We start from the raw sequence: 14291 nt of genomic DNA on the forward strand, positions 1-14291 counted from the left end.
TCGGAACCCTTTTCAAAGGGTCTTTCCGGGCTGTTTTCAAAAAAGCCAACAGGGGGCTTATCTTTATGAAATTTCTAAGCAAATCGGCTGTTTCTGCGATTGCATTCTCGATGGCGCTGACCGCTGGCGCGCATTTCGCCGACGCCAAAGACAAGGTAAAAGTTGCCTTTATCGGCCCGCTGACCGGCGGTGTTTCCGCAGTGGGTGTGGGTGGCCGTAACTCGGCAGAACTGGCAGTTCAGCTTCGCAATGCCGACCCGAATGCCAAATACGAGTACGAGCTGGTTGCAATGGATTCCGAATGCAAACCGAACGTTGGCGTTCAGGTCGCAACCAAAATTGCCGCAGACAGATCGATCATTGGCCTTGTCGGGCATTATTGTTCGGCGGTCGCAATGGGCGCGGTTGATATCTATCACAAATTCAACCTGCCAATGTCGGTCTGGGGTGCGGTTCTGCCCGATGTCACCTATGGCAATGACTACAAGGAAATTCACCGTGTCAACGGCACGATGATCAACCAGAACGATGTTGCGGCAAAGTTCATGACGGAACAGGGTTACAAAACCTGGGTCATCATTCATGACACGACCGATTACGGCAAAGGCCACGACAAGTATTTTTCTGAATACCTGACCCAGAACGGTGGCGAAATCCTTGCTGATTTCGGTGTTCCGGCCGATCAGCAGGACTTTACCGCCGAACTGACCAAAGCCAAGCAGCTTAACCCGGATGTCATTTATTTCGGCGGTCTGACCCCGCTTGGCGTGCGCATCCGTGCCCAGATGGAAAAACTTGGCATCACTGCACAGTTCCAGGGCGTTTCGGGCATCAAGTCTGACTCCTTTATTGACGGTGTCGGTGCCGACCTGTCCGAGGGCGTGGTCAGCTTCCTTGAAGGTGCACCGGTCGACAAACTGCCAGGTGGCCAGTATTTCACCGAAAAATACAAGGCAGCCGGTTTTGCTGAATCCGAAGAAGCCTATGGACCGTTTGCATTTGCGGCGATGAACCTGATCCTTGATGGTATCGAGGAAGTCGGGCCGAACCGCAAAAAACTGACCAAATACCTTGGTGACATCCATGGGTATGAGTCAATTGTCGGCGAAATCTCGTTCGACGATCACGGTCAGAACACCGTTGCGGCCATCACCAAATATGTCGTCCAGGACGGCAAATGGGTTGTCTGGGAAGACAGCGAATACGCAACAGGCAAGCGCAAGCTCGCAAGCAAATAAGCCGGTTGAAACGCTCCCTTCCCTGTCGGGTTGTTCCTGACGGGGAAGGACGGGCTGTTTTCTTCGCAAGAAACTCAACTAATCAAATCAAAGAGGTAGGTTGGCCATGGATGTGGGCCTTCTCGGTCAGTTTGTTGTTAACGGCATGATGCTTGGCATGATGTATGCCCTTGTTGCTGTTGGCTTCACGCTGTTTTTCGGTGTGCTTGATGTCATCAAGTTTTCTCATGGTGATGTCCTGATGGTCGGCACCTTTGCGGGTTTTTCGACCTATCTCGGTATGACCGCGATCGGGATCGATAACGCGTTCATTCAGCTTGTCGGTGTTCTGGTGATCGCCGTCGGGTCGATGGCCATTCTCGGGGCCATTATTGCGCGCTATCTTGTGCTTCCGCTTAAATCGGCACCGCCGCTCAATACGCTGCTGGTGACACTTATGCTTGGCACCGTCCTGCGCGAAGCGATCCGTCTGTTTTATCCTGACGGTTCCAACCCCAAACACTTCCCGTCGCTATTGCCGACGGAATCCTGGTCTCTGGGATCTTTCACATTGCGCGCTGACAGCGTGATCCTTCTGATTGGCGGGCTTCTGGTCATTATTGGCGTGAATGTGCTGATCAACCGCACCCGTCTTGGTCTGGCGATCCGTGCTGTGGCCCAGGATGAAGAAACCGCCAAATGCATGGGCATCAATTTCAAGATGATTGTGCTTCTGACCTTTGCGCTGGGGTCCGGTGTTGCCGCCTTTGCCGGGGTGATGAACGGTCTTTACTACAATGAAATCAACTTCGGCATGGGCCTTCTGCTTGGCGTGATCGGCTTTAGTGCCGCCATCGTTGGCGGTCTTGGCAACATTTATGGCGCCATTCTTGGCGGCTTCCTGTTTGCCGGATTGCAGACCCTTGGTGCCGTTGCCCTGCCCTTTGCCAGTGCATACAAAGACGTTTTCGCGTTTGCAGTGGTCATTGCCATCATCGCCTGGCGCCCGACCGGCCTGATCGCCGAAAAAACAAGCGAAAGGGTCTGATCAATGACGCAATCGTTTAAAGACAAGGCCGTGATTGTTTTGCTGGCCGCTGCTGCGGCGGCGTTCACGATCACATTCATCGCCATCGAAGAACAGGTCGAGATTTTCGCACTGATTTTATTCGCCGCTGCCCTGGTCTTTGCCGGTGCAAAGTTCGGCTTTACCCGGTCAATCGCACAATCGCTTTCGCGTAATGAACGACTGATGAATATGGCGGTGATTGCCGCGACCCTTGTGGTTATTTTCTGGTTCCGCGAAGACCATTTCCCGTTGCTGATGATCGCGACTGTCATGCTGTACGTGATTGCCTGTTGCGGGCTGAACATGCAGTTCGGCTATACCGGTGTTGTTAACTTTGCCGGTGCGGCCTTCTTTGGGGTTGGCTGTTATACCGCCGCTGTTCTTGGCGATACATCCATTCCGCTTTTGCTGGTCATCATTCTGGGGGGCGTCATCGCTGCCATTGTCGGATCGGTGCTGATTATTCCGGTTCTGCGTACACGTGGCCATTATGCGGCGGTTGTCACCATTGCCTTTGGCCTTCTGTTCCGCACCTTCCTTGAAGTCAATGACACGCTTGGCGGTCCGCAGGGACTGGGCGTTTCGGGCATGAACCTGTTTGGTTGGGATTTCAACAACAACATCGAAATCACCGAAAGCATCGAACTTTCATTCTATCTGAACTACGTGATCCTGGCTCTTGTCATGGTCATTCTGACCTTTGTTCTGATGCGTCGTATCGAACGGTCGTGGATCGGGTTGAATTTCGATGCCGTGCGTCTTGATGAAACTGCTGCTGCCTGTTTTGGCATCGACATCAAACGCTGGAAAATTGTTGCCTTTACCCTTGGCAACTTCCTGGCCGGAACGGCTGGCGCGCTTTACGCCATGATGCTTGGCTTTATTGCGCCGTCGAACTTTGCATTTTCGGACTCCCTTATTCTGGTTTCGATTGTTCTGCTTGGCGGGATGGGAAGCCTGTGGGGCACGATCCTTGCTGCCGGTCTTGTCGTTCTGCTGCCTGAAAAGCTTCAGGTCATTCAGGAATACCGGTTCCTGATCTATGCGGTGGTGATGATTCTGATCCTGCTGTTCCGTCCGCAGGGCATCCTTCCGCGTGGTTTGCGTGCATATATTCCAGGCTGGAGAGGTTGATATGGCCCAGCAACAAGAAACCGTACTGGCCTTTCGCGAACTGACCCGGCGTTTCGGCGGTGTCGTCGCACTCAACAAGTTCGACATGGAACTTACCAATGGCCAGATCCTGGGCCTGATCGGGCCGAACGGATCGGGTAAAACCACGTCGTTCAACGTTTTGACCGGCATCTATGAAGCCAATGACGGCAGCATCGAATTTCTCGGACAGGACATCACAAGCTGGCCTGCCCAGAAAGTCTACGAAGCCGGCGTTGCCCGCACGTTTCAGCGTTCGCGCCTGTGCCTTGAATTGTCGATTTTTGACAACATCATGATCGGCAATCACAAGCGCCTTGATCAGGGATTGCTTTTCAACATTTTCAAGCGCAAGGCCCTTCGCGAACAGATCCGGGAAAATCACGAAGAAGCCCGCAAGCTTCTTAAGATTTTTGATCCGGCCCTGGCCGACAAGATGTTTGATCCGGTCGGAAGCCTGCGCATGATTGATCGTCGCCGCATTGAAATTTGCCGTGCGCTGATCAGTCACCCGCGCCTGTTGCTGCTTGATGAACCGTCCGCCGGCATGACCCACGAAGAAACCCGCGAATTGATGGATGATATTCTTGAAGTCCGCGAAATGATCGATGGTCTTTCGATCATTCTGGTCGAACATGAAATGGGCATGATCGAACGTGTCACAGACAAATGCATTGTCTTGAACTTCGGACAGAAAATTTGTGAAGGCGCCTATCGTGACGTCGCCTCGGACAAGCTTGTCCAGGAAGCCTATCTGGGGGGAGAATAATCATGGCCACGGCAAGTGCACTTGAAGTCAAAGACATCTATGCGGCCTATGATTCCGCCGACGTTCTCGAAGGCGTGTCGCTTAAGGTTCCAGCAGGCAAAATCACCTGCCTGCTGGGATCAAACGGTGCGGGTAAATCGACCATCATTCGCGCCATTCTTGGCCTGACGCCACCGCGTTCCGGTGACATCCAGATTGACGGCCAAAGCCTGATCGGGCTTCCGACCCACAAGATCATTTCAGCGGGCATCGCCTGCATTCCCGAAGGCCGCAAGGTATTTCCGAAAATGACGGTGGTCGATAACCTGCGTCTTGGCGGTTATCAGGAAAATACCGAAACCGTCCTTCGCGATCGCATGGATCAGGTGTTCGAGATTTTCCCCCGTCTCAAGGAACGCCGCAATCAGTTGGCCGGCACGATGTCGGGTGGTGAACAGGCAATGGTGTCCATCGGGCGTGGGCTGATGGCGGCCCCCAAGGTCCTGTTGATTGATGAACCGTCCCTTGGTTTGTCGCCGCTGTTTGTCAAAGAAAACTTCAACATCATCAAACGGATCAACGATCAAGGCATCACTGTGTTCCTTGTCGAACAGAATGTGCACCAGACGCTGGCCATCGCCCATTACGGCTATGTGATGTCGCAGGGGCGTGTTGTCGCCGAAGGCACGGCACAGGAGCTGTCGGAAAACAAGGAAGTCCACGAGGCTTATTTCGGCTGATCCAAATTCGAAATTCAGCGCCCAAAGAACGCAGAGGAAACAACGTGCCCAACACCAAAATTGATGCGGTCGAACTGACCCGTCAACTGATCCGGTTTGAAACCGTCAATCCGGTCAATCCCGAAAAGGATTGCGTCGAATATGTCGGCAAGCTTTTGGCCGAAAACGGTTTTGACATTTCCTACCATGACTTCGCACCGGGTCGAGCCAATCTGATTGCCCGGATCGGCGGGTCGGAAACCTGTCCGCCGATCTGCTTTACCGGCCATCTTGATACCGTCCCGCTGGGTCACACCGAATGGTCGATGGCGCCATTCGATGCCGATATTGCGGATGGCAAACTTTATGGTCGCGGATCAAGCGACATGAAATCGGGCGTGGCGGCATTTGTCGCCGCCGTGATTGAAATCGCCAACGATCTGGCCAAGGGGCCCGGTGTGGTTCTTTTGATTACCGCGGGCGAGGAAACCGGGTGCGAAGGTGCGGCCTATATCGCGGGTCTTGGCGATGTGATTGGCAAGGCCGGTGCCATCGTTGTCGCCGAACCGACATCGAACTATCCCTATGTCGGGCACAAGGGGGCCTTGTGGATGAAGGCCGTGACCGATGGTGTTACCGCCCATGGTTCGATGCCCGAACTTGGCGTTAACGCCATCTATAAGGCATCGCGTGCGATCACCAAGCTTGAAGACTATGACTTCAATGTTGCCCGCCATCCGGTCATGGGTCCCGCGACCTTAAATGTCGGGACGGTTGATGGCGGTATCAACGTCAATTCCGTGCCCAACCGGGCCGAAATCGGCATCGATGTGCGCACCATCCCTGGTCAGGATAATGATGTCATTCTGAAACAGCTCGCTTCCTATCTGGGGGATGAGGTGACCTTGACCCCGACGGTCAATCTGGAACCGGTCTGGACATCGCCGGAAGATCCGTGGATGCAGTCGGTATTCGAGGTGGTTGCACCGCTTCATGACGACCCGATTGTCAACAAGACCGCGGCCTATTTCACCGATGCGTCGATTTTCACCCGTGCCTATGACTTTGCCCCAACCGTCATTCTTGGCCCGGGCGAAGCCGCCATGGCCCATCAAACTGACGAGTTTTGCTATGTCTCGCGGATCGAAGAGGCGGTTGGCATTTACCGGACACTGGCCGAAAACTGGAACAATCAATGATGTCACAGCCAAACAGATTGTCGCTTCTCGATGCGGCGAGTGCGATTTCCGACGGTCAATTGATGCCGGAAACGCTTTTGGCATCCTGCCTGGATCGCATTTCCGAACGTGAAGGCGATATTGGTGCATGGATGCACATCGATGCCGACAGCGCCAAGGTACGGGCAAGTAATCCTTCCCTTGGTCCGCTTTCGGGTCTTCCGATCGGGATCAAGGACCTGATTGATACCGCCGACATGCCCACCGGCTATGGATCATCGATCTATGACGGCCATCAACCGGCACAGGACGCCGCATGCGTTGCAACCATCCGCAATGCCGGCGGGATTGTTCTTGGCAAAACCGTTTCGACCGAATTTGCCTATTTCCAGCCAGGCAAAACGGCCAATCCCAATGACCTTGGCCGTACACCGGGCGGGTCATCAAGTGGCTCGGCCGCGGCCGTTGCCGATTACCATGTTCCGGCCGCCTTGGGCACCCAGACCGCCGGTTCGATCATTCGTCCCGCATCCTATTGCGGGGTTGTTGGCTATAAACCCAGTTACGGCTTCTTGCCGTTAACCGGCATCCGTCCCCTCGCGCCATCGATGGATCACCTCGGGGTTATGACCCGCACGGTGAAGGATGCCGGTTTCCTTGCTTCTATCCTTGGGCGTCGTCCCGAACTCGCCATTCATCAGGATAGCGATGATTTCGTCCCCACCATCGGTTTTTGCCAGACACCGCAATGGGACGCGGCCGAGACATCGACACAGTCGCTTCTTGAAGATGCCGCAACCGGATTGGGCAAGGCCGGCGCGAAAGTTTTCAGCTTTGCTCTGCCCGAAATCTTTGAAACGCTTGCCAATGCCCATGGCCTGGCGATGGATTACGAAGTCAGCTTCACCGGTCTTTATGATGTTTCAAACCACCCGGATCAGGTCAGCGCAAAGTTCCGCGAACGATTTGATGCCGGGATGAAGGTTTTGACATCTGATTATGACAAGGCACTGGAACAGGCCAAGCAAAGCCGCACGGCCCTTGCCGATGCCATGGGCGATTATGACATCCTGATCTGTCCGAGCGCCCCGGGCGAGGCCCCGCTTGGCCTGAACGCCACGGGTGATCCGGTGTTTAACCGTATCTGGACATTCTCTGGCGTGCCCTGCATCAACATTCCGGGCCTGTCTGGCCCCAACAACATGCCGGTCGGCTTGCAGGTGATTGGCCGCTTTGGCGATGATGCCCGCATGCTTAAGGCGGCGGACTGGGTTTCCCGTCATCTTTGATTTCGGGCGGGAACCTACATACGGCTTTTAACCCGGCGTGTGGGTTCCGCCTGAAGCGGGTCATCGGGCCAGTAATGTTTGGGATAACGTCCCTTCATCTCGGCTTTGACCTGCGCATAGGACCCGTTCCAGAAGCCTACCAGATCACTTGTGACCTGGATCGGGCGCTGGGCCGGGGACAGAAGATGCAAGGTCACGGCAACCTTGCCACCAGCGACCTTTGGCGTTTCGGTCGCGCCAAACATTTCCTGCATCCGCACCGGCAAGGCCGGCTTTTCACCGCTATAATCAATGCGGATATTTGATCCTGTCGGCACTTGCCAATGGGTCGGTGCAAGGCGGTCCAGTTCCTGACGCTGGTTCCAGTCGATCCCGGCCAGTATTGCCTCGGACAGATTGATCTGTTTAAGCTGCCCGCGTTTGGTAATCCCGGTCAAATAGGGCGCGATCCAGTCTTCAAGCGATCCCAGCAACCCGTCATCAGACATATCTGGCCAATGATCGCCATCGACCCGATGCAGGAAGGATAACCGTTGGCGCAGGCCTTCCGATGCTTTGTCCCATGGCAGGCAATGCAGGCCGATCTTGCGAATGCCTTCGATCATCGCGGTTGCAATCGCATCGGGATCGGCTTCGTCATGGGTGGCCTTTTCATCCAGCACCAACGCACCGATCCGGCGTTGCCAACGGGCCTGAACCGCATCGGATTGCGTATCCCAGAAAACCTCGGTGCCTTCGCAAATCTGATCGGCGAAATGGGTTTCAAGGGTTGCGCGCGCCACCGGCGCGGCAAGATATATCTTGGCCTCACGTGCCTGCCCGTCCAGTTCGGCAACGGCGATATAGGCCTCACTCGCAAGGCTGTCTTCATTGGGCAAAACGCCACCGCGCCCGCCCGACAGGCGATAACGGGCATCGGTCCCCTTGCGCCGTTCCCCAATCCGGTCGGGATAGGCAAAGGCCAGAAGCAACCCGACCTCGTCGGCACGATCAACCTTTGTATCCTTGCCTTTTGGAAGGTTGGCCTGGCGCATGACATCGCCAAGTCTGCGCGCAAGCTGCCTGGCGGCCTCGCTGATCATTTTGGGTGCATGGCCGCGCAGGATGGCGTCAATCCGCAACCGCAAATCCGCCCCGCGCCCGCGCATGAAATCCCGATCCGAAAGAAGTGCGGCCAGCGCACAGGCAACCTGATCAAGTCCCAAGGCCGCACCGCGCAACATCATATGCGCCAATCTGGGATGGACCGGTATGCCCGCCATCGCCGTTCCCATCGCAGTGATGCGGTTTTCATGATCAATCGCTTCCAACCCGCGCAGAATATCGCGGGCCTGATCAATTTTGGCGGCTTCGGGCACATCAAGCCACGGCAGGCTTTTGGGATCGGTGACACCCCAACGCGCCAGTTCCAGCGTCAATGGTGCCAGATCGGCCTCGGCAATTTCCGGCGCGGTAAAGGGCGCGCGCGCACGTTGTTCGTTTTCCGCCCACAGACGATAACAGATACCCGGTTCCAGACGTCCGGCACGACCACGGCGTTGTTCGGCACTTGCCTGTGATGATTTCACCGTGATCAGGCGGGTCATGCCCGATGCCGGATCAAAACGCGGCAGGCGTTGCAACCCGCTATCGACCACAACGCGAATGCCATCAATGGTCAGCGACGTTTCGGCAATCGCGGTTGCCAGAACCACCTTGCGCTTGCCATCGGGTGCGGGCTGGATCGCGATATCCTGTGCCTTGGCATCCATCGCACCAAAAAGCGGGGCGATGATGATATCGCTACCCACCGCCTCTTTCAGTGCCGCCTCAACCCGTGTGATTTCCCCCTGACCGGGCAAGAAGGCAAGGATCGATCCGCTTTCCTCGCGAAGGGCGGTTTTGATCGCGGCGGTCATTTCCCCGTCAATGCGGATATTGCCCCATTTATCGGGCTTGGGCGGGAAATACCGGGTTTCGACCGGGAAGGCGCGCCCTTCGGACGTGATTACCGGACAATCGCCCATAAGCGATGCAATCGGCCCGCCATCAAGGGTTGCCGACATCACAAGAATGCGAAGATCATCACGAAGCGCGCCCTGGGTTTCCAGTGCCAGCGCCAATCCAAGGTCGGCATCAAGGGATCGCTCATGGAATTCGTCAAACAGGATCGCGCCAATGCCTGAAAGCTCCGGGTCGTCCTGAATCATCCGGACCAGAATACCTTCGGTCACGACCTCGATCTTGGTCCTGGCCGATACCTTGCTGTCAAACCGGACGCGATAGCCAACCTGCTCGCCAACCCCTTCGCCCAAAAGCTGCGCCATACGGCGCGCAGCCGCACGGGCGGCTAGCCTTCGGGGTTCGAGCATGATGATCTTCTGATCACCAAGCCATCCACTTTTACGCAACGCCAAGGGAACCTTGGTCGTTTTACCCGCGCCCGGCGGGGCCTGCAAAACCGCATTGGTCCCGGTTTCCAGCGCCGCACACAGATCGGGCAGGACGGTATCAATCGGAAGGGCTGGAAATTCGGGCATGTTGGCTTTCATCGGTCAGCAGGGTTCTGGCTGTTTATGACGCAAAGCCGCCCTACCCGCAATATCAGCGCGCGGGACTATTTTCCGGCTTCAAACGTCTTGACGATTTCGGCTTGCCCCATCTGATCAAAATCACCGGGCACTTCAATCCCCGCCCCCGTCAGAAAGCCTAAGCGTGTTGCCTTAAGAATGATCCCGCGTTCCCCGCCAATCCGTTGCAGGGTCTTCATGCCACGGGTCAGGCCATAAAGGGCCTCCATATCGCCGGCGGTTTTCATGCGCGTGGCCTCGGCCCGCGTGATTGCATAAAGCGCGCGAAAGGCATCCTCGGACACGGCGCGCAAAGCCGCCTCCTTTGCCGGGCGGTCCGGATCGGGATGGGCAAATGAAAGCGGTGCGGTTGGATCAAATTCCGGCATCGGTCATTCTTGCTGCGTGGGTTTCATTGCTTCTATCACGATTGACAGCCCCCAGACCATCCAGGCCTGTGTCCAGCGCATATAAACGCGCCTATCGCGCCCCAATCGCCCAATCCCGGCATAAAACACATCGCGTTTGCGATCATAAAGGGTCTGCACCGCCCATTCTGCCACATGGATTGCCCCACCAAGATCGCCAAACCGGCACAGGCTTGCCATTGCCTGTGCGACCGCATGGGCATCAAGATTTCCGCCCCGACCGGCATAGCTGCGCGGGATGCCAGCATCGTCAAAACAGGCTTTGCGATAAAATGCCCGTCCACGTGCAATCGCATCATCAAGGCCATCCACACCCGCCGCGCGGAACCGGTCCAAAAGATCAAGCACATAGCCGGTGTGAAACCCGTCAACAAAACCATGATGGCCGCGCGTGCCATAGACCCAACTGCCGTCAGCTCCTTGGGCATCGACAACCCGGCGCAACGCGCATTCCGATTTCGCATTTCCCGGCCTGATGCGGTTCAGGGCAAAGGCCGCCCACAGGCTGGCATTATGGATTTCGGTATCATCATGGGCGAAATAGGCGAAATACCCAGCCCGCCAAAGATCCCGTTCGATGAAATCTGCCGCCCGGATCAGGGCGGGGTCATCGGGGGTGACGCCGCCCTTGCAGATGCTGTCCATGACAAAGCTTGTAACGATTGCGTTGCTTTGATGTCGCTTGGCGTGAAAGGCGCGCGCCTGCCATTCAAATGGATAAGCCCACCCGCCATCGGCTTGTTGCATGGAACGCAACCGGTTCGAAAAATCACCAAGCCTGATGCCGTCGCCTGCCCCGTTCAGCAATGCCAGTGTCTTGGGATTGATCATCGGGGCAATATCGGCCAACAGGCGCAAAAAGCGTGGTCCGCGCTTGATCGTCTGAAGCCAGATCAGTCGGCATGCCCGAAACCGGCCAAGCCCGCTTGCCGCAAACAGGCGGCTTTCAAGCCCGTCAAACGGATCAGCACCGGCAAAATCGTCTTGCGCCATTCTGGCCAAAACCCGATCGCGGATATCAATCATTTCGGACCGGTTCACCATTCTTTCCTTCTTGCGCGCTGATCCCGGCCGCAATCGCACAACAGATCAGATAATGCCCGTAATTCAGACTGTTGTCCGTAATCATGGTGACAAAAACCGACAGCAAAATGCAAACCGCCAATCGCGTCTGGCGCACCATCGAAATCACGACAGCCCATCCCGTCCCCCACAGCAGCGCGCCGACAATCCCGGTTTCAAACAGAATACGGAAATGATCGTTGTGAAGTGCGCCAAATGATCCGAACGATGCGGTCTGAGACAGGATTTCTTCCACCGACCCGGCCCCGAAGCCAAGCCACCTTTGGCCGTCCGATCCGTCACGCCAGATTTCGGCAAACATCTTCCAGAATGCCAGTCGTCCGCTGTCATGGGTCATCACAAGACGGGGCAGATACGCCATCACACCCCCGGCCACAATGCCGACAAGGATCAATCCCGCAATCCACGTCATCGCCCGTGAAAACCGGATCATGCCGACGGCATTGATCAGCATCGCAATCACGGCAATCCGGGTTTGGGACAGAAAGACCGCACCCGCAGTCGCCATCATCAACCAGCGCCGATGGCCGAATTTGCAAACAGAACAAAGGGCAAAAAACCCCAGAAACAAAAAGGCATGATTAAGCCGCGTCCCTTCATGGGTCAGATAAAACGAACTTGAAAGGATCAGGTAAAACAGCATGGCGGGCATCAGGATGCGCAAACAATCGCGCCCGATCACCGCCCCGGCCACAAGCCCGACCGGCACCATCATCAGATTGCCGATCAGGCGGATCTTTTCATCACCTCCGCCACCTGTGCCATTCCCGAACATGATCAGGCTGGTCAACCCGGCAAGGATCAGCAAACCGGTCAGCAAACCGGGACCAAGCCGGATCGTGCGGAGCGAACCCGCCACCATCAGCACCCAAAAGACCAGCAAAACCAGCTTGGCCAACATCCCCCCGGCCCCAAGCAACCAGAATGATGTTGCCATCACCCCGTTGCCCGCAATCACCACCCATATCGGCAATCGACGCCGGGCATTCTGACCGGAATGCCGATCGGTTTTGCCAAAGTGTGGTTTGCCAAGGTGTGGTTTGGCAATTCCCGGTTTGACAAATGATGCCGTCGTCCTATTTCCGTTCATGGCTATCCCCACGCTGCTTGTGGTCAGGATTGCCGGTTTGGCTGGCGACAGGCCGATCAAATTGGGCTAGGGTCATCTCCTTCATTTTAAAGCAGATTGGCACAGGTCGATGGTGCGACTGGCGCAGTTTTGTCTGATGGCGGAAATCATTCTTGCCCCCGTGATGCTGGGCGGGGCTCGGCCTTGGGCAATTTCGGTTCTCACCATCCTGACCGGGGTCGGGTTGATCGCCATGTGCGGACGAATGCGCACCATATCCCTGCCCCGCTACGTGATCGGTGTCTGGCTGTTTGCCGCCATTATCGTCATCTGGATGATCATACAGGCATCCCCGGTCTGGCCGGATCAAGCCTTTCCGTTTGATGTTCCCTTTGTTGCCCTGTACCCCGCGGCCTGGATCAATCACACCTTTGATATCATCTGGCTTTGCACGACCGTCACCCTGATATCCCTGATCGCGCAAAAGGCCCCCAATGGCGGGCTTTTGCCAATTTTGCATGCCATCATCATTGCTTGCACCCTTCAGATGGTGCTGGCGCTTGGCAATGCGGCTTTTGACGCACAGACAACATTCTGGTTTGCCAAGACCGCCCATATCGGGGACTGGACCGGAAGCCTTGCCAATCGCAGTGCGTTTGGCGGATTGATGGGGATCGGATATATCGCCAGCATCTATCTGTTTGTGGCCCCCCATACCAATTACCCTCATGCTGGCGCTGATGCTGGTGCCCGTCATCATGTGCCGATTGGACGACGCCTTGATCAGTCGGGCGGCTATCTTGCACTTGCCATCCTGTTTGTCGCAGCCCTGACCCAAAGCCATTCGCGCCTGGCATTTGTCGTGGTTCTGATCGTGACCTTTTTCATGATCGGCTTTGCCCGGCATCCGGGCAGATCGACGCACGCGCGGCATTGGGGAAAGCTGCTTTTTGCCGGTTTCTGTGTGATCGGCATCGGGCTTGTCACGTCGGTTAGTGTGCCTGAACTGGTATCGCGGTTTCATGATCTGACGCGCTTTGACCTGATCCAGCGCGATGATGCCTGGGCGACGGCCCTTCGGGCCATTTCCGATCGACCATTCACCGGCTTCGGACCAGACAGCATTGCCCTTGTCATGGGTCATTTTGCGACCCCGGAACTCAATAAAGATGCCAACTGGTTCAGTACGCATAACCTGTGGCTTGATGGTGCAATTATCTTTGGGGTGCCGGTCGTTTTGGCACTGGCAATTGCCGTGATTTTCAGTGCAGCCTTGATCATGCGCGCCACATGGAACCAGCCATTTCGGGGGCTTATGATAGCCGTGATCAGCCTGTTTCTGACAAGCACGATATTTGACTGGGTCATCGGCCTTCCGGCCCTGATTTTGCCGATTGTCGCCATTCTGGAGGCCGGGTTTGAAGCATCAATTGTCCGGCATCGCGCATCTTCCTTATCCGCCGGTCATGCGGGGCAAGCAACAAGGCCCGGTCAAACAGGGCCGCACGCCGTTGCAGATCATGGTCATCCCTAACCATCCCCGACAGGGCGGAAACCGCCATCAAAAACGGATCGAACGGGGCATGACTGCGCTGATCGGTGATGGTTTGATCAAGGAATTTCGGGTCCCCCGTCGCCAGTGCCTTGTGCAATGCCTCGCTGCGAAGGGCGGCTTCAAATCCGTTTGCATTGGCAAATCCGGCTTGCGGGTCATCAAGTTTGCGAAATGCCGCCGCTTCTGTCGCCAGTTGCCAGCCGGCATAAAGGATCACGGCCAGTGCCCCGGCCAT

General features: G+C 56.1%; 12 protein-coding genes. 8 read left to right on the forward strand and 4 right to left on the reverse strand.

Annotated features, from left to right (window positions below):
* Positions 1–65: 65 nt before the first annotated feature.
* The 7 genes from SIB88_RS17035 to SIB88_RS17065 all read left to right on the forward strand — a co-directional run bounded on the left by SIB88_RS17035 (position 66) and on the right by SIB88_RS17065 (position 7372).
* Positions 66–1238, forward strand: coding sequence for a branched-chain amino acid ABC transporter substrate-binding protein (locus SIB88_RS17035; RefSeq protein WP_412558625.1), 1173 nt, complete (start codon positions 66–68; stop codon positions 1236–1238).
* A gap of 106 nt (positions 1239–1344) precedes the next feature.
* Positions 1345–2265, forward strand: coding sequence for a branched-chain amino acid ABC transporter permease (locus SIB88_RS17040; RefSeq protein ID WP_068517571.1), 921 nt, complete (start codon positions 1345–1347; stop codon positions 2263–2265).
* A 3-nt stretch (positions 2266–2268) separates the two neighbouring features.
* Positions 2269–3420 carry a branched-chain amino acid ABC transporter permease gene (locus SIB88_RS17045; RefSeq protein WP_412558626.1) on the forward strand — a complete coding sequence of 384 codons (1152 nt, stop codon included), beginning with the start codon at positions 2269–2271 and terminating at the stop codon, positions 3418–3420.
* Between the two features lies 1 nt (position 3421).
* Positions 3422–4207: an ABC transporter ATP-binding protein gene (locus tag SIB88_RS17050; protein ID WP_412558627.1), complete on the forward strand. Its 786-nt coding sequence runs from the start codon at positions 3422–3424 to the stop codon at positions 4205–4207.
* A gap of 2 nt (positions 4208–4209) precedes the next feature.
* The gene (locus SIB88_RS17055; protein WP_412558628.1) at positions 4210–4926 is read left to right on the forward strand and encodes an ABC transporter ATP-binding protein; all 717 of its coding nucleotides are present in this window, start codon (positions 4210–4212) and stop codon (positions 4924–4926) included.
* 44 nt (positions 4927–4970) lie between these two features.
* Entirely contained in the window at positions 4971–6104 is a 1134-nt protein-coding gene (locus SIB88_RS17060; protein ID WP_412558629.1) for a M20 family metallopeptidase, read from the forward strand.
* On the forward strand, positions 6101–7372 hold the full coding sequence (locus tag SIB88_RS17065) for an amidase (RefSeq protein WP_412558630.1): 1272 nt from the start codon (positions 6101–6103) through the stop codon (positions 7370–7372). The genes SIB88_RS17060 and SIB88_RS17065 overlap by 4 nt, the downstream gene beginning before the upstream one ends.
* A gap of 14 nt (positions 7373–7386) precedes the next feature.
* On the opposite strand, the gene hrpB is transcribed toward SIB88_RS17065, so the two are convergent.
* From hrpB to SIB88_RS17085, 4 genes are all read right to left on the reverse strand, one after another.
* Positions 7387–9891: an ATP-dependent helicase HrpB gene (gene hrpB / locus SIB88_RS17070; protein WP_412558631.1), complete on the reverse strand. Its 2505-nt coding sequence runs from the start codon at positions 9889–9891 to the stop codon at positions 7387–7389.
* Between the two features lie 77 nt (positions 9892–9968).
* A complete protein-coding gene (locus tag SIB88_RS17075; RefSeq protein WP_412558632.1) occupies positions 9969–10310 on the reverse strand; it encodes a hypothetical protein in 342 nt (113 codons plus the stop codon).
* Between the two features lie 3 nt (positions 10311–10313).
* Entirely contained in the window at positions 10314–11393 is a 1080-nt protein-coding gene (locus tag SIB88_RS17080; RefSeq protein ID WP_412558633.1) for a hypothetical protein, read from the reverse strand.
* Entirely contained in the window at positions 11368–12522 is a 1155-nt protein-coding gene (locus SIB88_RS17085; protein WP_412558634.1) for an O-antigen ligase family protein, read from the reverse strand. The genes SIB88_RS17080 and SIB88_RS17085 overlap by 26 nt, the downstream gene beginning before the upstream one ends.
* 136 nt (positions 12523–12658) lie before the next feature.
* Between SIB88_RS17085 and SIB88_RS17090 the strand changes: the two genes are divergently transcribed.
* Entirely contained in the window at positions 12659–14035 is a 1377-nt protein-coding gene (locus SIB88_RS17090) for an O-antigen ligase family protein (protein WP_412558635.1), read from the forward strand.
* The last annotated feature ends 256 nt before the right edge of the window (positions 14036–14291 follow it).

The sequence above is a fragment of the Thalassospira sp. MIT121401 genome, assembly GCF_047125595.1.
GTDB classification, from domain to species: domain Bacteria; phylum Pseudomonadota; class Alphaproteobacteria; order Rhodospirillales; family Thalassospiraceae; genus Thalassospira; species Thalassospira povalilytica.